The sequence below is a fragment of the Enterococcus sp. LJL51 genome (assembly GCF_054871795.1).
On the sequence record NZ_JBTXLW010000001.1, the window covers coordinates 303,530 to 322,153 of the forward strand.

The following is an 18,624-nucleotide window of genomic DNA, read 5'->3' on the forward strand; positions in this document are numbered from 1 at the left end:
TTTTCTTATGCTAAATCAGCTCCATTACTTGAAATAACCTTCTTGTACCAATCAAAAGAATCTTTTTTCGAGCGTGCCAGTGTGCCGTTCCCTTCATCATCCAAATCTACATAAATAAAACCGTAACGTTTAGACATTTCACTAGTGCTTGCACTAACTAAGTCTATACAGCCCCAAGGTGTGTAGCCCATCAACTCTACACCTTCATCAATGGCTGCTTCCATTTCTTTAATATGATCTCTTAAATAATCAATCCTGTAAGAATCATGAATGCTGCCGTCTGCCTCAACAACATCCTTCGCTCCCAGTCCATTTTCAACGATAAACAACGGGATTTGATAGCGGTCATATAGTTTATGCATTGTAATGCGTAATCCTACTGGATCAATCTGCCAACCCCAGTCACTGGCTTTAAGGTATGGATTTTTCTTAGAGCCCAGCAAATTACCACCTACTGTATCTGCTGATTTTTCATGAGTGGCGATGCTGCTCATATAGTAGCTAAAGGACATATAATCTACTGTTCCTTCGCGAAGCAGAGCATCATCTCCTGCTTCTTTCTTAATAGTAATTTGATTGTCCCGGAAAAATTTCTTCATATAGCTTGGGTAATAACCGCGAATCTGTACATCTGAATAAAACAAGTTTGTATGGTCACTATTGATACTCTCCATTACATCAAGCGGATTACTCGTATCAGGGTAAGCTTCCATTCTAGCAAGCATACAACCGATTTTTGCATCCGGGATAATCTCATGACAAGCCTTTACTGCCAGTGCACTAGCCACAAACTGATGGTGGGCTGCCTGATACTGTGCTTGTAACATATTATCTGTCTGATCAGCTAAAAGACCGCCGCTCAAGTACCCTGTCATACCGATAATATTGATTTCATTAAATGTTAGCCAATATTTCACTTTATCTTTATAACGATTGAAAAGAACACGGGTATATCTTTCAAAAGCAGTTATTGTTTTCCGACTTTCCCAACCATTTTGCTTGAAAGCTAATTCTAATGGAAATTCATAATGAGAGATTGTTACTAAAGGCTCGATTCCGTATTTCAACAGTTCATCAAAGACTCTATCATAAAAAGCCAAACCGGCTTCGTTCGGTTCTGCTTCATCACCATTTGGAAAAATCCGCGGCCAGGAAATAGACAGTCGAAACGTTTTGAAGCCCATTTCTGCAAATAACGCGATATCTTCTTTGTATCGATGATAAAAGTCAATCCCATGGCGTTTAGGGTACACGCCTTCCTGATCAGCCATCGCTGCTTTAACGTCAGCTGTTGTCATTGGCTTAGTAATAGCATGAATATCTGTTCCATTCTCCTTGATATAGCGAGCTGTGTCAGCTGTTGACCAGCCTTTTCCATCTTCTAAAAAAGCACCTTCAAATTGATTGGCAGCTGTTGCACCGCCCCATAAAAAGTTTTGAGGAAACCCACTCATAGTTTTCATCCTTTCTTTTCCGTTCTAGTGTATAATTGAATCATCTTAGTTATCATAGCACAGGAAAACCTCGCGGGATTTTCCTGTTTGTCTTTCTATTTTCAAATTTATCCGTCATTTTCACCATGATGAAAATGAACTTGTGATTGGAGTGCTTCACTGATGTTTGATATCTATAATTTTCTGACTTACTTGAATACCCACGAAAGAGAAACCAGCTATTCAAAAATCATTCTTTATCTATTGACTCATACAGAAGAAGTACCAAAACTGACAATTTCTGAAATTGCCCAACAGTGCTATGTGTCTCCGGCAACGCTGACTCGCTTTAGCCGCCATTTTCAGTTTGATTCCTTTGCCTCATTGAGAAAAGCACTCACTGCCCTTATTTCTTTGTCTCCCTACAACGCATTACGGATGAATACCGTCCAATTTCAGCTGTTGAAGGAAGAGCCCGAAAGCTATCTAAAAAATTACAGTGAAGAGATTACCACTGCTGTGCAGGATGTTTTGCAAACGATAGATATTCGTGTCATTGATGAACTGCTGCAGGAAATTCATAATGCCTCCACCGTTGTTTTAATCGGCTATAGTGCAACACTTGAGCTTGCCAAAGATATACAAACTTCACTTTTATCTAGTAAGAAAGTTGTTTTTTTAGGTGAAACAGAGGATTTGCAGCAGAAGCTGATTACATCCCTTGATAAACAATCGGTTATTATTGTCATTTCTTCATACGGGACGCTGCTGACAAAATCCCCCGAACTGGTTCAAATGATCAGTCAAAGTCCTGCAAAATCGGTTTTCATTACTCAAAATACCAAAAATATGCTGACAAATCAGTTTAGTCAGACAATTCATGTCACAACAGAAAATTATGTCCAGATTGGCACATATCCTTTAACATTCTTTTTTGACTATTTTACCCGAAGATATGCTGCATTATACGGAAGCTAAGGAAAAAGAAGTTCTTTTTATAACTGAAATAACCTCATCAATTTTGCTTAGCCTGACAGTAGTTATTTATGCCTCACCGCTGATTCGATTTTAGGTATACTAAAAGTCTGGGAATTTATTTATCTCCCAGACTCTACGATACCTATTATTTTTTGCCTATCAAAACAAGTTAACGTATAAAACTTTTTGGGTGGCTCCATTTTTTCTAAACTGCTTGATTTATAGTCTGCTAAAGCAAGATGATTGACGGTTCAACTATCTGAGAATCTCATTTAGTCAGCTAAAATCCCTGAGCATAGTCAGCTCGTTTTCATCATCCTTTTCACCAGTCTCTTTGAATCCCAATCTACGATACAACTGCAAAGCCTGTGTATTTTCTTCATGACAGGAAAGTCCAATACTTGTTCCTTTGCCAAATGGTTCCGAGCGGAAATAGTCCAGCACTAGCTTCAATCCTTCATAGCCATATCCTTGCCCCTGTTGGGCTGAGTCAATCAACATATGCCAGACACAGTACATACCGTCGGAAGGATCATAAATTGTTAATACATAGCCGACCATCTGCTCTTCTGCATAAATACCAAAGGGCTGCACTTGATCCCTGTTTACATAAGCATACGCCAGACTCCTTTCAATTGGTGCAACATATCTATGCTGCTCTTCTGCCACGTTTAATTGGAACGCAGCTTCTATATTCTCCTGTTTAATGGGTTCTAAATGAACATTTTTCATTCTATTTCCCCATTTCCATTTTTTTGTTTTTCAGTACCTCTGCCCAATCTGTACCTACATCTACAAAACCAGCATGTTTATATATATTTCTAGCAGCGGAATTCTGGTTGCTGACCACTAAATAGAGTTCATCGTATTTCATACTAGCTAAAGATGCTGCTGCAGTTTTTAGTAAAACGCCCGCTAATCCCTGTTTCCGAGCCTCTGGAGCTGTTGCCAGATAGACCAGAAGTGGCAGTCTTTTACGAAAAGCCGTTACCATTGCTGCTGCCTCAATATGCCCCGAAGCGTCCATCACTATAAAGGAATGCTCCTCGAGAAGCTCGCCGTATTTTCCAGAAAAGGTTTCTGCTACTTCCTGCTTCATCTCTTCCAGCGTTTCTCCCTGATCATCCTCTGTTCCCTGAAATGCCTGCCAGAGCATCTTGCCTAACTCCAGCTTTTTATCATTTGACAGATTTACCATTGTATTCAATTTTAGCCCGGCTTTTTCAGCCGATGCTTCCAACATCAACAAATCCTTTTTCATGATGCTTCTGTTTCTTGTCTGTGTCATTTCTCTACCTCATCCTTTAAAATTATATAGCGGGCGAATAATCTCCTGTACCTCCACTGCCGGTTCGATATCAGCCAATAACTGTTTCACCGGCTTATAAGCTTTAGGTGCTTCATCTATTGTTTTTTTGGAAACCGAGGTTGTCCAGATTCCTTTCATAACATGTTGATAGCTTTCCAGACTAATCTGGCGTTTCGCTTCCGACCTGCTTAGCTGACGGCCAGCTCCATGAGGTCCTGAATAGTTCCACTCAGGATTTCCTTTACCTCGTCCGATGATACTGCCGTCCTTCATATTCAAAGGGATAATCAGCTGCTCTCCTTTTTGAGCAGAGACTGCTCCCTTTCTCAAAATACTCTGCTTCAAATCAATATAATTGTGTGGACAATCAAATTGTTCAACTACTGATTTTTTCCACTTCATCCCTTTTAAGATGATTTCTGCCATTAAGCGGCGGTTTTCAGCAGCGTAGGCTTGGGCAATTTTCATATCGTTCAAATAGTCAGTTAATCCTTGACCAGACAAGTAGGACAGTTCGTAAGGTATTTTTGCTCTTTCCCGCTCTTCTTTCAGCTTTTGGACTTCTTCAATTTCGCCATTTTTTTCTGCGGTTTTCATTTGAAGCTTTAGCTCTTTTCTAAGTGTAGACAGCTCCTGATATGCTGCTTCCTGGTGATATTCGGCAATTTCTTTCCCTAAAATCCGGCTGCCGCTGTGAATAACGAGATAATAGCCGTCTTGCCCTTCATTTACTTCGATAAAATGATTACCTCCGCCGAGTGTTCCTAAGCTTCTAAGTACCCAGCCTTTATGAATTGGCGCCAATACCTCGCCTAATTCAAAATCACTGACTGGTTGTTTATGAGCCTGATTACCACTTGGTATTCTAGAGCGAATGATTCGGTCCAGCTTATCAAAATTCAGTTTAATATTCTTTTTGATTTTTACCGCATACAAGCCGCAGCCAATATCCACTCCAACCAGATTAGGAATAAGCTTATCGCTAATCTGCATTGTCGTACCGATTACACAGCCTGTTCCACTGTGCGTATCCGGCATAATTCTAATTTTACTATCTTTAGCAGCTATTTGATTACATAAGCCAATAATCTGACCAATCGTTCCATCACTAACCTGATCAGTATAAATGACTGCCTCGTTGTATTTTCCTTGTACTGTTAACATTCTGTTTCCTCATTTTCTTTTAAATTAGAACGCAGAATGCCTGCGTTCCTGTTATTTTTCTCTAAATTTTCCTTTTTTTCCACTCATGGGTAGCACCTCCGCTAATTTTGGGGCATACAAAAAACCTGACAACCACAAAAAATGATTGTCAGGTCTACTAATCTAAAACTACACACAGACTGATAACGAGACGATTCTTCGTCTTGTTTTCTCTACTTACCGATTGAACAAATAAATTATCTAGCTCAATAGATAGCTAAAAACCAGCTGTATACCTGTTTTAGTTTTTTGAGAGCGCATGAAAACAACATACGGATAACTCAAAAACACTAGCATATACTCGATCATTTTTTGTCTTTTGACACATTTTGCTTACTGTAGTTGTCATCATACTCTCTCCTCCTCTGCATGTTATTTATTTTATACTATCATGTCAGTTTTACCTCTGTCAACATTAATTTCATTTTCTACTTTAAAAAAAATCGCTGACTTACAGTTTCCCGCAAAAGTAAGTTTCTTATTCTAATGCTTGAAAACCAACCACCTGCTTTGTTAGAATTAATAGTTAGCATAGCTATATAAAGGAGTGAAGAAATGAACTATGTAAAGAATTTTTTTATTGTTGTCGGTTTATTTATTTTGAGTCAGGTGAGTATGACTGTTTTTGGTGTGCTCAAGGGGATGTCTCTAGCCAGCGGGCAGGCAGCAATGTCCAGCGTTAATACGCTAATTCTTATTCTTATTACAGTTGCCAATATTGTTTTATTGATGTGGCTGGCAAAAAAACTGAGTCTATGTGAGTTTACATTTGACTGGATAAACAAAAAAAATGTATTAATGATTGCTGTTCTGTATTTTGCAGGAAGAATTGTAGCGATTGGCGGTACTTATTTGGGGCAACTTGTAAATGGGCAGGAAACTACTGCTAATGATGCGATTATTGATTCTATCTTTTCCGGTGAAAGCTCTGTTCTGTTATTTTTGTTGATTGCAGTTTCAGCACCAATTATGGAGGAAATCGTTTTTCGCGGCGGCATTATGGGTCTACTGTTTAAAAATCAGCCATTTATCGGAATGGCTGTCAGCTCAATTGTTTTCGGATTGATTCATACCGCGACTACGTTTATTGATTTCATGCTCTATGCCTTACTTGGTCTGATTATGGCTTACCCATATTATAAAACGAAACGGCTGGAAGTTTCCATCGCGGTTCACTTCGTCAATAATGCCATTTCAGCAATTGCAATGATTCTGATGATGCAGTAAATCGTGTGAACATAGGAGTTATTTAAATCCAAAATGAAAGAGTTCAGGACCTTCTCTGTAGTGACCCCAAAAAGTTAGACTTTTTATAGAGTGGATTTTTCCACTCTATTTTTTATGCAGTTTTTTGATTGAATTGTCGAAATTCTACTGGGCTTTTCCAGTTAAGTTTTTCTTTGATTCGGTGATGATTATAATAATAAATGTAGTTCTCAATTGCTTCTCTTAGTTCATTTTGACTTTGATAGATTTTTCCATAGTACACCTCTTGTTTTAGGATGCTGAAGAAATTCTCCATAGGAGAATTATCTAAACAGGTTCCTTTTCGGGACATACTTTGAAAGATATTGTTGTCCTTTAATGTTTGTATATAGGCCTTCATTTGATAAGCCCAGCCTTGATCAGAGTGGAAGGTGCGACGATAAGGACAATCATCTGTTTGAAAGATAGCTTCTTCTAGACCAGTCATAATCGTTTTACCATTTGGTTGAGCAGAAAGGCTGTAGCTTAGAATTTCACTGTTATACATATCCATAAATGGATCTAAATATAGTTTTTTCTGGCGAAGGATACCTACTTTATCTGCTTCAAAGTACTTAAATTCAGTTGTATCTGTTGTGATTTTTTGATGTGGGACAGAGGTATTGAATCGGCGATGAATTAAATTTTTAGCGATTCTACCAACGGTTCCTTTATATGAATTGTACTTCCTAGATTTCTTAGTAAAAGCTTTGACTTGTAACTTTAACTTTTGAATTAATCGCTGCACTTTCTTTTTATTTACTTGAAATCCACGTCGTTTCAATTCTTGAGTCATCCTTCTATAACCATAATGTTGATGTTTTTTACGAATCGCTTGAATTTCTTCTTCGATTATTTGTGTTGAAACTGTTCTGTCGAGGCGTTTTTGCCAGTACATGTAAGTAGCTTTTGGAAACCTTAGGGTTTCCAGAATATCTTTTAATCGAAAGTGTCCTCGGAGACTGTGAATGATTCGCGCGATTCGTTCATTTTTTGTTTGTCCTCTAAACGCAGTCTCCTCAATTCTTTTAAATAGGCATTCTCAATTTTTAACATTCTATTTTCTTTTTCTAGTTTCTCTACTTGAGATTGTTCACTTAGTAATGACTGGGTTTCATTTCGTTTCTTCTTAGGCATTGTAGGTGGACGTCCTTTCTGTTTAGAGAGTCCATCTATACCAAACTTCCGATACGTTTTAAGCCAATTCGCAATCAATGGTGGATTATTCATTTTTAGAACATTGGCTACTTCTTGATAGGACAACTCTGTCGTTAGATACAACTCTATCGCATCTAGCTTAAATTGAACAGAGTAATTCTTACTTTTTCGACTACGAAGTAGTCCTTCTTCACCAAGTTCTTTATAGGCATTAATCCATTTGCTTATTTGAGAACTATTTTTAAACCCATACTTCTTTGCGAGAAACCGTAGACTTCCTTGACCAGATAAGTAGTCATGAACAAGTTTAAGTTTAAATTCAAAACTGTATTTTGCCATACAAAAAAAACCTCCAAAAGTTAGATTTCTAGGTCTAACTTTTGGGGGTCGGCTCACTCAAAGCCTTGAACTCTTTTTTTCGTTGCTATCTGAATAAATCGTGGGAGCTCTCCTTTACTAAATACAGATAGTCAACGAAAAATCTCCAAGGCAAGATTAGCAGTTTCATTTACTGTGCTTTCAATAAAGTCTTACTCAATTGATAACCACTTCATCCGACATTTTTTCTTCGTCTATAATTCTTCAGCTATGCCTGATGATTTATCGAATAATCCGCATTTTCCTGCTAAAGTGACTGCTGGTATTTTCTCCTTTTTATATGTGTTTCAAGATCTGCATATCTAGTCGGCAGCGGTAGTCTGCTGTTTTTTTCAATAAAGTGCATGGTAATCTTACAGGCGGTTGTTAAATCAATCCAATTTCCACAAGAAACAAAAATAGGTTTGACATCTTTTCTAGAGCGAACTGCTGCTCCGTATTCTTCACTATTTATAAGAATCTTTGTTTTTGCGCCTACTTCATTTGCAGGCATTGTAAAGTCTGTACCAGCAATTTTTAAATAGGTTTTCGCTACACCAATACATGGTGTATTCAAATAAAAAGAAGCATGAGTGGCAATCCCCATATGTCGATAATGAAGGTAACCGTTTCCGTCAAACATATAAAGGTCTGGTTTTTTCGTCAGCTTTTTTACTGCTTCTAAAATAAGCGGCAGCTCTCTAAAGGCTAAATAACCAGATATATATGGAACCTCTATCCTCGAAAAATGATCCACTGTTTCTACAACTTCCTTTGTATGATAGTCAATCAATACGATACAGCAGACCCCGTATTCCTTGCCTTCATGTTCCCAATAGGCAAGGTCCACCCCTGCAACCAGCTTTAGATTTTCCAGCTGAAATGTATTTTGCAAAGAAATACCAGGCTGCCACTTTTCCTGTTCCTGTTTAAACTGTTCTTCTTGAGACATATACTCCTCCTAAAATAATTACTCTTGATAAAAATTATACTTTATCAGCTGAGACTCTGCTAATTATTTTCAGGCTCCATTGCTTTGTTTAATCCCTCAACAGTCATAGAACCCTCAGCTTTCAGGAAATTTCTCAACAGAATACTCAATTTTTATTTGATTACTTTCAAAATACGTATAAGCTCCCTCTGGCAGCTGCCAGTTAACCTGAACCTTCCCCGGCTGCCAGAATCCATTTTGATTTTGATAATTCGCATAAAGCACATACCAAGGCACGAGCTTGCTACCTTTTCCATTATCATCCATGTAGCGGTCGTCGGTATCAAATCGTATGATATTCCCTTGCTCATCGAAGCTGAAACGCCCGGCTGCTGAGATATTTTCCCAAGTAATACAGCCTTCTACAGTTTGTTCATCAATGGTTCTCCAAGTAACGAAATCCTGTACAAACAACGACGGCAGATAAACGGCATCTGCCAGGGCCGTAATCAACTGCCCCTGATCCATCTCTGCCCCAGTAGACCGAAACAACTGAAAATGCTTTGCCAAAACTCCGGTCATTGATCCAATGCCAGCAATCACACTGTCTTTTGCCTGCAGCGGCAGTACACCTGCCATTTTGGCTGTTAGAAAAGCATGACGATCAGGGCGTCCGGCAAAGTTCAGCTGTTGAAATTGAATAGGCATTGTTTTCTTATCTGGTGATAACCGAAACTTTGTATTGATAAATTGGATAAACATGTTGCTCATTAGCGGTTTCTCTAAATATCCGCCATTGGTAATATGTCTTTGAAGCAGCGGCGGCAGCTGAGCAACAGTATCCTTTGAAAACTTTCCGGAAGGCTCACGGCTGCCGCTTATCTCTGCAAAAGACTGCTCTGTGTCTGCAAGATACTTCTGCCACAGCTTTCCTCCCGGTATTAGCAAGTAAATATAGAGCAGCACAATGACTAGTCCAAGTCCTCCTACAATCTTTATCATAATGTCCCTCCTCATAAATCATCTTTCTTTTCAAGCTTTTCAATATTTTGTTGGAGAAGTCTAAGCCCCTTGTACAAACCTGCTGTCGCTTCTTCATCAAACCCCTGAAAAACAGCAGCTAAAAATGCCTGTTCACTCTCATCCCGTTCAGAAAAATAGTTTTTGCAGTAATCTGTTAGACTAAGCCTGACCACTCTGCCATCTTCTGGTGCTTTGGAAAGCGTCAAAAATCCTTGTTTTTCCAAAATAACTGCCATTTTTTTGATATTCTGATGTGAGCTGCCAATAACAGCTGCAGCTTCACTAATTGTCAGCATTTGATTTTCCGCTTTTGTAACTACAGCAATCAACATCCATTGCTTTATCGTCATATGGTCATCCAGCTTGTCGCCTAGCCTTTGAAGTCGGTTAGCTAAAGTAAATATCCCTGCAAAAATATATTCCTGTTCACCCATCGCTGTATAATCCATCAAAACACTCCTTCAACAAAGATAACTAGTTACATAATTATATAACCAGTTACCTTTATTGTCAAACAAACAAAAATAATTTGTAATTTCTTTATCAAAAAATGAACGTCAATGCCTACTCAGCACGAACGTTCATCTTTTAAACACTTCTAAATTATTGGAAGACAATCACTACCGACTGACTTTGATTGCCTTTATCGTCCTGACTGATTAAATGCAGCAGCTCCTTTTGTTCCTTATCTACCATGAGCTGGAAGCTGCCGGATTCAGTTACTACAGAAGTACTTATGACAACTCCATCTGAAGTTTCAAGTAAAAGCTTTGTGTTGGCCTCACCTGTGCCTTCAATCTGATAGCTGTCACCAGCTAAGGTGATTGAAGTAATACTTAGTGCCTCTGGTGGCGTACGATCTGCATTTACAACTTGTATGCCGGAAAATGTTGTAAAGGTATAATCTCTGGAAATGAGTGTTTTATAGCCTAGTTTAGCTCCTATACTGGCACGAATCTCACCATCTGTTTCTGCTGTGTATAACAGTTTTTTACTTTGTTTCTGAGTTGCACTCAATCCTTCATCTATCCTCTGGTTTCCCAAACTATATAGAACATTCGGGTAGGTCACCAAGGCTTCTGTATCATTTTTTACATTAAAAGAGAGCTCATATGTCTCACCAGCTTTCACTGCAAGTAACTGACCAATAGCTCCTATATTATTATACTGCCTATTAAAAAAGCGCAAACCTTCCTCCTCACGAAAAACAGTAACCATATCCGTAAGTAAAAGCTTTTTCAAAACGAATTCGTTTAACCCGTTCTTGCTGAGCGGAGCATTACTAAACGCTTGATTATCAGTACTGGTTTCCCAATCAATAAGGCGGGTCTCATTCGTTTCAAAATCAGTATTTTTCAATAAGTTCACATCCGGAGCTACTACTGGATTTTTAACAGTCATATTGTCAACTGTTTCTAAAAACGAATGAACCGTTGCGGTATATAAAGCCTCATCAATATAAATCGACTGACCATGCTCCGCCCCTGCGACGGTTAGCTTTTCTTTGTAGCCGATTGCTTTATCATACAGAACCTCTTGAGCCACTGGTGGAATAAACCAGTCCGCATCTCCATGAATAAATAGCTTTGGTACACCCGTTTTGTCTACAGCATTAATCGGAGCAACTTGATAGATATCCATTTTCAGGATTGGTTTAGTTTTCTCTTCATTCAGCTTATTAATCAGCTGACCTTCCTTTCCAGTCCAATCGTAATCCTTAACTAATGGAATATATTTAAAAAATTGGGTAAACAGGTTTAGAATATCGTGGAATTGCTGCTCAGTTGAATAGTAACCGCAGTCTTCAATATAAGCCGTCACATTGGGATGAGGGGTAGTTTGAGAGAGCATAGTTGTTGCTGCACCCATAGATATTCCAAAAAGAATTATCTCCTGATCCAGTCTGCTCTGTACCTCCTGATTAATCCAGCCAGTCAAATCCTCTTTCTCATAGTGTCCAAACGTAATATATTCTCCCTCACTATCTCCGTGAGAGCGGGTATCCGGAATTAGTATATTGTAGCCCATATCAGAGAACAGCTTTACATGGGTTAAATTAGAGTTTTGTCCGTCTCTGTATCCGCTGTGCACAACGACTGTTTTTTCGGAATGATTGTCGATGTAACGGGCATAAAGCTGAATGTTTTGACCCGTAGGCTCATCGTACACAGTTTGATATCGTTCCGAGGTATTCGTCAGTGCCTTATACCAGTCTGTATAAGGCTTTTCTTCATTATTAGAACCAGTTAGATTTTGAATCAGCGTGAAGAGAACACTCTCTCTTTTAAAAGCCGTATCAAAAGCTAGTTCAACTATTGCTCCATCAATCACATCTCCAATCAAACCCCGATTTGTCGGCTGCTTTGACAGATAGCTTGTTAAGTATTGTTCGATATACGTCACAACCGCTTGCTCTTGCGGCGTAAGACTTTGCTTCCCATCTAAAAAGTAACTGGACATCAATCCATTTTCAGACCCATTTGCTTTAACCTGAGCCGCTTCTTTATCTACTGAAAAAACATTGGGACTTATCTCTTTATACGTAGCTGTCTCCCCATAAACGATTAATGGTCTAAAAATACCTGCGGCCAGCAGCAGTGCTGCCATTCCCTTAAAAATTACATACTTCTTCACTTCTTTTCCTCCTTGTTAATAATAATTTCTCAAAGAGAATAGCAGTTACCTTTTTTAAAAGCAAATAATATGGTAAAAATTTTTTAATAAGAGTAAGTTTTAAAACGCTAACATATTATGTATTTCTCAATTAAATCGTTCTAGACTATTTTATATTGTTTAAAAATCCTTATGATATTATCATAAGACTAATCCTGACTCTGCGATTATTAGAGTCAAATTGACACCTTGTCATTCAAATACATTGGCAAAGTTTCTCTCCTTTAATTAAAAGAGCTAGAAATAGAAACAACTGTTTCCTAGACAAAATTATTTGGTGTAAAAATTAAAATTTGAAGTCATAATTTTGGCATAACAAAAAAACCGAAAGAATGAATCTCTCATCCTTTCGGTTCATCTTGTTCATTAGTTTAGCTTATCCGTTGTAAGCATCGATAATGATTTGTTTCAGTTCACTAATCAACGGCTCTTTAGGGTTCGCAGTTGTACATTGGTCTTCATAAGCTAATTCAGCCATACGGTCAACTGTTGAATCAAGAGTTTCCTGAGTAACACCTTGTGCTTTCAGGCTCATGTCAATTCCTACAGAAGTACCTAAATCAGCAACTGCTTTAACTAAAGCATCTACTAATTCCGCAGTCGTTTTACCTTTCAGACCTAAGAATTTCGCAATATCCGCGTAATCTGTATCTGCACGGAAGTAGTCATATTTAGGGAACATTGCATGTTTTGAAGGATCTTTGGCATTGTAACGGATAATATGAGGCAATAGAATTGCATTCGTACGTCCGTGAGGAATACCATATTCTCCACCAATTTTGTGAGCTACTGAGTGACAAATTCCCAAGAATGCATTCGCAAATGCCATACCAGCCATTGTAGAAGCGTTATGCATTTTTTCACGAGATTCCATATCAGGAGTTTTCACTGATTTTTCTAAATAGTCAAAGACTAATTTAATTGCTTGTAAGCTCAAACCACGTGTGTAGTCAGATGCCATTACGGATACATAAGACTCAATCGCATGTGTTAATACGTCCATACCAGTATCAGCTGTTACAGATGCAGGAACTGACATAACGAATTGCGGGTCAACGATTGCAACGTCTGGTGTCAATGCGTAATCAGCCAATGGATATTTCACATGTGTGTCGCTGTCAGTAATAACCGCAAATGGTGTTACTTCTGAACCAGTACCTGAAGTTGTCGGAATACATACAAATTGTGTTTTAACTGCTTTATCAATTTTATACGTACGTTTACGGATATCCAGGAATTTTTGTTTTGCGCCGAAGAATGATGTATCTGGGTGCTCATAGAACATCCACATACCTTTCGCAGCATCCATTGCAGAACCGCCGCCTAATGCGATGATTGTATCTGGTTGGAAGTCTGTCATTACTTTTGTTCCAGCGTATACTGTATTTGTTGACGGGTTAGGTTCCACGTCAGAGAATACTTCGATTTTTACATCATTTTTACGTTTTAGTAATTCTTTACGAACTGTATCTGCATATCCGAATTGAACCATGCCTGGGTCACAAACCAGCATTACGCGCTCAACATTTTCCATTTTTTGCAGGTACTGTAATGAGTTCTTTTCAAAGAAAATCTTTGGTGGTAATTTAAACCATTGCATATTATTTCTCCGTTTCGCTACAGTTTTGATGTTAATCAAATTGATTGCAGATACGTTTTTAGAGACAGAGTTTTTACCGTAAGACCCACAACCTAATGTCAATGATGGAATCATTTCGTTGTAGATATTACCAATACCACCTTCAGCTGTTGGTGTGTTAACCAAAACACGACAAGCTTTCATGCGGATACCAAATTTAACCTGTAAATCTTCATCTTCTGTATGGATACATGCAGTATGTCCTAATCCACCCAATTCAAGCATTGCTTCACATAAATCAAGAGCGTGGTCTGTATCTTTTGCTTTCATCATCGCTAGAACTGGAGAAAGTTTTTCGCGTGATAGCGGATACTCAGGTCCAGCACCCTCAAGTTCAGCAATCAGAATCTTCGTTCCAGCAGGTACTTTGATTCCAGCTAAGCTTGCAATATGTTCAGCAGAATAACCTACAATTGCAGGATTTACTGCGTATTTACCTTCGTTCATTACTGCATCTTCAAGTTTTTGTAATTCGTTAGGTTTTACAAAGTATACTTGATGCGCTTCAAATTCAGCTTTTACAGCTGCATAAACTTCTTTATCTACAATTACAGCTTGCTCAGATGCACAAATCATTCCGTTATCGAAAGATTTAGAAACGATTAAGTCGTTCACCGCACGTTTGATTTTTGCTGATTTTTCAATGTATGCTGGTACGTTACCGGCACCAACTCCTAAAGCTGGTTTACCAGTTGAATACGCAGATTTAACCATTCCAGGACCGCCAGTTGCTAATACGATTGCAACGCCAGGATGATTCATCAGCATAGAAGTTGCATCGATTGACGGCTGTTCAATCCATTGTACACAGTTTTCAGGAGCTCCTGCTGCGATAGCTGCATCACGAACGATACGAGCTGCTTCAGCAGAACATTTTTGTGCACTTGGGTGGAAGGCAAAAATGATTGGATTAGCAGTTTTTAAGGCGATCATTGCTTTAAAGATTGTTGTTGAAGTTGGGTTTGTTGTAGGAGTTACTCCACAAACAACGCCGACTGGTCCAGCAATTTCAATTATACCTGTTTGGTCATCTTTATTGATTACACCAACAGTTTTATCATGTTTAATGCTGTTCCAAATATATTCAGAAGCATACATGTTCTTAATTGCCTTATCTTCCACAATTCCACGGCCAGTTTCTTCAACTGCCATTTTAGCTAGAGGCATATGCTGATCTAGCGCAGCCATTGCCATTTCGTGAACAATATGGTCAACCTTTTCTTGATCAAAGCTTTCCATTTCTTTTAATGCAACATTTGCTTTGGCAGCCAGCTCGTCGATCATTGTTTGAACGTCAAGAGTCTTAGCTTCCTCTTTTTTCTTTGTTTTCGCCATTGTAATCCTCCTAAAATAATTTATCAAAAGTTTGCTTGTTAACTATTTCACATACACATCATACACCATTCTTTTTTTCTTGTAAATAGTTTTTTGTGATTTTTTTCACAGTTTTTTATTTAAATCGTTTTCATTAGAAAAGGCAATAATATAAAAGCAAAGGGGCTGTGACATTAGTATGCCTCAGTCCCTTAAACCCGGATAAACGGTGTTTCAGAAGTAACTTCTCCGACAATAAGGCGGAAATTCGCAAAAATTTGTAGAACAATTTTCGGAATTTCCGCCTTATTGCTTAAAGCTGAACACTTCTGTCACAACCTCTTTGCTTTGCAAGGTATTCAGTCAAGCAATTGTTATCCAAGACTTTTCAATTTGCTCATTAGTGTACAATTAGCTGTATATTTTCACACACCAACCTTTAAAAAGTTTGGACAATCCAATTAAACACAACCTTCATTTTCTTCTTTTATAATACATCCCCTCTGATTCGGGTAATGTTTCACTAAAGCCATATTGTCGGTATAACTCTTTTGCCTGACCATCAGCCATTAAGCTTACATAGGCAGCTGAAGGGATTTTTTCATCTATGTAGGTTTTCAGTGCACTCATAATTTGTTTTCCTAATCCCTGTCCCTGATAATCAGGTCTAACCGCTATATCAACAATTTGAAAGGCAGTTCCCCCGTCACCAATCAATCGTCCCATTCCAACAAGTTCATCCAGATGATTCCAAAGTGTTATGCAGCACCAGCTGTTTTCAAGTCCTTTAGCAATAGAATCTATATTTCTCGGTGAAAGTCCGGCGTTTACTCGTAATTGCTGAAATTGCTCGGGTGTGGGTCTCTTATTCGTTAGCTGTACCTTTTGATTCATCAAAGTTCTCCCCTGCTTTCTATTATTTAAATAAAAAAAGGAACTGCTGTGAGTTCCTTTTGACTCCTACTATTTGTTTTCAAGCAGCCTCTTCCAGCCTTTGACTCGTTGCTAAAAAACTACTATAGTAAATCTTCGATATCATGCCAGTCGTTAAAACGAAAGGGACTGGTTTGTGCAATCAGCTGCTGGTAATCAAAAAAATCATTTGGCTGAATATGTAAAATATCATTTTTGCATTCTTTAATTGATAGTTTTGGTTTACTCTTCCATCGATAAGAAAGCAGATAATTCAACAGCTCCTGCTCATTTACAGACGTATAGCCATCTTCATGAAAGGAACGGCATTTAGTTTTTATTTCTTTTGATAAAAGCATCTTCTGATGCCAAGACAGCTTTTTCATCATGTTCCCCTCTCCGTATCATTTACACCTAAAAGTAGTTTGATCATTTAGCATCCTTAGCTTTCTAAAAAAGCCTAACACTAAAATCTTGCACTACATAGGCCGCAAACAATAAGGCTGGAAGTTATTAAGTTCCAGCCTTGTCAATTCTAAGTTTTTTTGCTTTCTCAAAGCTGATCAAGCAATGAACAGGCTTTTCTACCTAAGCATTATTCTTTTGTTTCTGTTTCTTTTGGTGCTTCGTCAACAGAAGGTTCGTGTTTATCTAAATCAATTTCTGTTGTTTCTTCTACAACATCTACCATTGGTGCGTCCGCAGTGATGTTTGGTTTTACAGTACGAATTGCCTGACGGTCAAACTCTAAAATAATCCCTTCACAGTCGACAAAAACCGTTCTGTTCACATCGTCAAATTCTGAAACTACGCCATGTAGTCCGCCAATCGTTACAATACTGTCTCCGATTTTCATACTACCTAATAAATCCTGACGTTCCTTCTGCTGTTTCTTTTGAGAACGTGTCATAAAGAACATCATTCCTCCAAGAACTACCAGCATTAAAATCATTGAAAATCCGCCGCCCATTCATTTCACCTCATTAATTAATATAATCACATTTAACTGTAACAAAAAAACGTTGATAACACTAGTGATTTACCATAATTTTTAGAAACTTTTCGCATTTTCTTTATTAAAGCCGTACTCTTCAAAAAATGCCTGCCTAAATTCCAGCAGCTGATCATCCATAATTGCCTGACGAACCTGCTTCATCAAATTCAGCAAGAAGTATAGATTATGATAAGAAGTTAAGCGGATACCAAAGGTTTCATCACATTTAATTAAGTGGCGAATATACGCTCTCGTATAGTTTTTACATGTATAGCAATCACACTTCTCATCTAACGGTCGAAAGTCTCTGGCATACTGAGCATTCTTAACAACTAGGCGTCCTTGAGAAGTCATACAAGTTCCGTTGCGGGCAATCCGTGTCGGCAATACACAATCAAACATATCCACGCCGCGAATGACGCCGTCAATCAGCGAATCAGCGGTACCGACACCCATTAAGTAACGTGGTTTATTCTCAGGTATCAATGGTGTTGTAAATTCAAGCACACGATTCATTTCTTCCTTAGGTTCCCCTACTGATAGTCCTCCTATTGAATAGCCGGGAAAATCCATACTGATTAAATCTTTTGCACTTTGTCTTCTAAGATCTTCATAACCAGCTCCCTGAATAATACCAAATAGGCCTTGGCGGTCAGGATTTTTATGTGCTTTCAATCCCCGTTCCGCCCAGCGGCTGGTTCTTTCGATTGAATCCTTCACATAGCTGTAGCTTTCATCAAATGGCGGACACTCATCAAAGCTCATCATGATATCTGAGCCCAGCTTATTTTGAATGTCAATAGCTTTTTCCGGTGAAAGGAACATTGGTGAACCATTCAAATGGTTCTTAAAATGTACCCCTTCTTCAGTAATGTTTCGCATATCACTAAGTGAGAATACCTGAAAGCCGCCGGAATCTGTCAGAATAGGCTGATCCCAGTTCATAAATTTATGCAGTCCCCCTGCTTCTTCTACCAAGTCTTCTCCGGGGCGAAGCCACAAATGATAGGTATTGCTTAAGATAATACCGGCACCCATCTCTTTTAATTCTTCCGGAGCCATGGTCTTTACTGTTGCTAAAGTTCCTACAGGCATGAACATTGGTGTCGGGAATGTGCCATGGGGCGTGATTATTTCACCTAGTCTAGCTCCTGTATGCTTTTCTTTCTTTATTAAACGATAACGAATGGCTGGTTCCGTCATTCATTTCCCTACTTTCTATTCAAAATTAGTCCTTTCCCATAATACTGTTTTTCCAGTCGCTTTGCAAGATTTCTCTTTGTCCACTTAATAGGAAGCATTTTACCAGTTCCACTGGTGTAGGAACCTCTAGTGGAATGGTAGGCGTACGTGAATCCTATGAACTCCAATGAGTTCCACCCGCTTTTATGAGCTAGCGCCAGTTCCTCTTGTGTAGGAACCTCTAGCAGAGTGGAAGGAGAGGCTATAGTTCCT

At 38.6% G+C, this 18,624-nt stretch carries 16 protein-coding genes; 2 read left to right on the forward strand and 14 right to left on the reverse strand.

Annotated elements, in window-relative coordinates; translation table 11 throughout:
* Positions 1 to 5: 5 nt before the first annotated feature.
* The gene (locus tag ACYSNQ_RS01445) at positions 6 to 1,454 is read right to left on the reverse strand and encodes a glycoside hydrolase family 1 protein (RefSeq protein WP_426081158.1); all 1,449 of its coding nucleotides are present in this window, start codon (positions 1,452 to 1,454) and stop codon (positions 6 to 8) included.
* Between the two features lie 162 nt (positions 1,455 to 1,616).
* On the opposite strand from ACYSNQ_RS01445, the gene ACYSNQ_RS01450 reads away from it, so the two are divergent.
* Positions 1,617 to 2,411: a MurR/RpiR family transcriptional regulator gene (locus ACYSNQ_RS01450; protein WP_426080988.1), complete on the forward strand. Its 795-nt coding sequence runs from the start codon at positions 1,617 to 1,619 to the stop codon at positions 2,409 to 2,411.
* A 276-nt stretch (positions 2,412 to 2,687) separates the two neighbouring features.
* On the opposite strand, the gene ACYSNQ_RS01455 is transcribed toward ACYSNQ_RS01450, so the two are convergent.
* Genes ACYSNQ_RS01455 through ACYSNQ_RS01465 form a run of 3 tightly spaced genes read right to left on the reverse strand, consistent with a single transcriptional unit; the run spans position 2,688 to position 4,884 of the window.
* Positions 2,688 to 3,143, reverse strand: a complete 456-nt coding sequence (locus tag ACYSNQ_RS01455; protein ID WP_426080989.1) for a GNAT family N-acetyltransferase — start codon at positions 3,141 to 3,143, stop codon at positions 2,688 to 2,690.
* Between the two features lies 1 nt (position 3,144).
* Entirely contained in the window at positions 3,145 to 3,699 is a 555-nt protein-coding gene (locus tag ACYSNQ_RS01460) for a GNAT family N-acetyltransferase (RefSeq protein ID WP_426080990.1), read from the reverse strand.
* Between the two features lie 9 nt (positions 3,700 to 3,708).
* Positions 3,709 to 4,884, reverse strand: a complete 1,176-nt coding sequence (locus ACYSNQ_RS01465) for an RtcB family protein (protein WP_426080991.1) — start codon at positions 4,882 to 4,884, stop codon at positions 3,709 to 3,711.
* 594 nt (positions 4,885 to 5,478) lie between these two features.
* On the opposite strand from ACYSNQ_RS01465, the gene ACYSNQ_RS01470 reads away from it, so the two are divergent.
* Positions 5,479 to 6,150: a CPBP family intramembrane glutamic endopeptidase gene (locus tag ACYSNQ_RS01470; protein ID WP_426080992.1), complete on the forward strand. Its 672-nt coding sequence runs from the start codon at positions 5,479 to 5,481 to the stop codon at positions 6,148 to 6,150.
* A 112-nt stretch (positions 6,151 to 6,262) separates the two neighbouring features.
* Here the strand turns inward: ACYSNQ_RS01470 and ACYSNQ_RS01475 are convergent.
* The 10 genes from ACYSNQ_RS01475 to tgt all read right to left on the reverse strand — a co-directional run bounded on the left by ACYSNQ_RS01475 (position 6,263) and on the right by tgt (position 18,372).
* A protein-coding gene (locus ACYSNQ_RS01475; protein ID WP_426080993.1) for an IS3 family transposase occupies positions 6,263 to 7,665 on the reverse strand; the annotation gives its coding sequence in 2 pieces (ribosomal slippage) (positions 6,263 to 7,164 and positions 7,164 to 7,665; 1,404 coding nt in all).
* 286 nt (positions 7,666 to 7,951) lie between these two features.
* Positions 7,952 to 8,635, reverse strand: a complete 684-nt coding sequence (locus tag ACYSNQ_RS01480) for an endonuclease V (RefSeq protein ID WP_426080994.1) — start codon at positions 8,633 to 8,635, stop codon at positions 7,952 to 7,954.
* 114 nt (positions 8,636 to 8,749) lie between these two features.
* Entirely contained in the window at positions 8,750 to 9,616 is an 867-nt protein-coding gene (locus tag ACYSNQ_RS01485; RefSeq protein WP_426080995.1) for a DUF6544 family protein, read from the reverse strand.
* Between the two features lie 11 nt (positions 9,617 to 9,627).
* Positions 9,628 to 10,086 (reverse strand): MarR family winged helix-turn-helix transcriptional regulator, encoded by a 459-nt coding sequence (locus ACYSNQ_RS01490; RefSeq protein WP_426080996.1) that lies wholly within the window; start codon positions 10,084 to 10,086, stop codon positions 9,628 to 9,630.
* Between the two features lie 154 nt (positions 10,087 to 10,240).
* A complete protein-coding gene (locus ACYSNQ_RS01495; RefSeq protein WP_426080997.1) occupies positions 10,241 to 12,271 on the reverse strand; it encodes an alpha/beta hydrolase in 2,031 nt (676 codons plus the stop codon).
* A gap of 415 nt (positions 12,272 to 12,686) precedes the next feature.
* A complete protein-coding gene (adhE, locus tag ACYSNQ_RS01500; protein ID WP_426080998.1) occupies positions 12,687 to 15,284 on the reverse strand; it encodes a bifunctional acetaldehyde-CoA/alcohol dehydrogenase in 2,598 nt (865 codons plus the stop codon).
* Positions 15,285 to 15,737: 453 nt separating this feature from the next.
* Positions 15,738 to 16,157: a GNAT family N-acetyltransferase gene (locus ACYSNQ_RS01505; RefSeq protein WP_426080999.1), complete on the reverse strand. Its 420-nt coding sequence runs from the start codon at positions 16,155 to 16,157 to the stop codon at positions 15,738 to 15,740.
* 122 nt (positions 16,158 to 16,279) lie between these two features.
* Positions 16,280 to 16,564 (reverse strand): post-transcriptional regulator, encoded by a 285-nt coding sequence (locus ACYSNQ_RS01510; RefSeq protein ID WP_426081000.1) that lies wholly within the window; start codon positions 16,562 to 16,564, stop codon positions 16,280 to 16,282.
* 206 nt (positions 16,565 to 16,770) lie between these two features.
* Positions 16,771 to 17,145 (reverse strand): preprotein translocase subunit YajC, encoded by a 375-nt coding sequence (gene yajC, locus ACYSNQ_RS01515; RefSeq protein ID WP_426081001.1) that lies wholly within the window; start codon positions 17,143 to 17,145, stop codon positions 16,771 to 16,773.
* A gap of 81 nt (positions 17,146 to 17,226) precedes the next feature.
* Positions 17,227 to 18,372 (reverse strand): tRNA guanosine(34) transglycosylase Tgt, encoded by a 1,146-nt coding sequence (gene tgt / locus ACYSNQ_RS01520; RefSeq protein WP_426081002.1) that lies wholly within the window; start codon positions 18,370 to 18,372, stop codon positions 17,227 to 17,229.
* Between the last annotated feature and the right edge of the window lie 252 nt (positions 18,373 to 18,624).

Excerpts from the sequence above, each read along its gene's own strand:
- ACYSNQ_RS01445 (WP_426081158.1), bottom strand. The coding sequence starts at position 1,454 with ATGAGTGGGTTTCCTCAAAACTTTTTATGGGGCGGTGCAACAGCTGCC.
- ACYSNQ_RS01450 (WP_426080988.1), top strand. The coding sequence starts at position 1,617 with ATGTTTGATATCTATAATTTTCTGACTTACTTGAATACCCACGAAAGA.
- ACYSNQ_RS01455 (WP_426080989.1), bottom strand. The coding sequence starts at position 3,143 with ATGAAAAATGTTCATTTAGAACCCATTAAACAGGAGAATATAGAAGCT.
- ACYSNQ_RS01460 (WP_426080990.1), bottom strand. The coding sequence starts at position 3,699 with ATGACACAGACAAGAAACAGAAGCATCATGAAAAAGGATTTGTTGATG.
- ACYSNQ_RS01465 (WP_426080991.1), bottom strand. The coding sequence starts at position 4,884 with ATGTTAACAGTACAAGGAAAATACAACGAGGCAGTCATTTATACTGAT.
- ACYSNQ_RS01470 (WP_426080992.1), top strand. The coding sequence starts at position 5,479 with ATGAACTATGTAAAGAATTTTTTTATTGTTGTCGGTTTATTTATTTTG.
- ACYSNQ_RS01480 (WP_426080994.1), bottom strand. The coding sequence starts at position 8,635 with ATGTCTCAAGAAGAACAGTTTAAACAGGAACAGGAAAAGTGGCAGCCT.
- ACYSNQ_RS01485 (WP_426080995.1), bottom strand. The coding sequence starts at position 9,616 with ATGATAAAGATTGTAGGAGGACTTGGACTAGTCATTGTGCTGCTCTAT.
- ACYSNQ_RS01490 (WP_426080996.1), bottom strand. The coding sequence starts at position 10,086 with ATGGATTATACAGCGATGGGTGAACAGGAATATATTTTTGCAGGGATA.
- adhE (WP_426080998.1), bottom strand. The coding sequence starts at position 15,284 with ATGGCGAAAACAAAGAAAAAAGAGGAAGCTAAGACTCTTGACGTTCAA.
- ACYSNQ_RS01505 (WP_426080999.1), bottom strand. The coding sequence starts at position 16,157 with ATGAATCAAAAGGTACAGCTAACGAATAAGAGACCCACACCCGAGCAA.
- ACYSNQ_RS01510 (WP_426081000.1), bottom strand. The coding sequence starts at position 16,564 with ATGATGAAAAAGCTGTCTTGGCATCAGAAGATGCTTTTATCAAAAGAA.
- yajC (WP_426081001.1), bottom strand. The coding sequence starts at position 17,145 with ATGGGCGGCGGATTTTCAATGATTTTAATGCTGGTAGTTCTTGGAGGA.
- tgt (WP_426081002.1), bottom strand. The coding sequence starts at position 18,372 with ATGACGGAACCAGCCATTCGTTATCGTTTAATAAAGAAAGAAAAGCAT.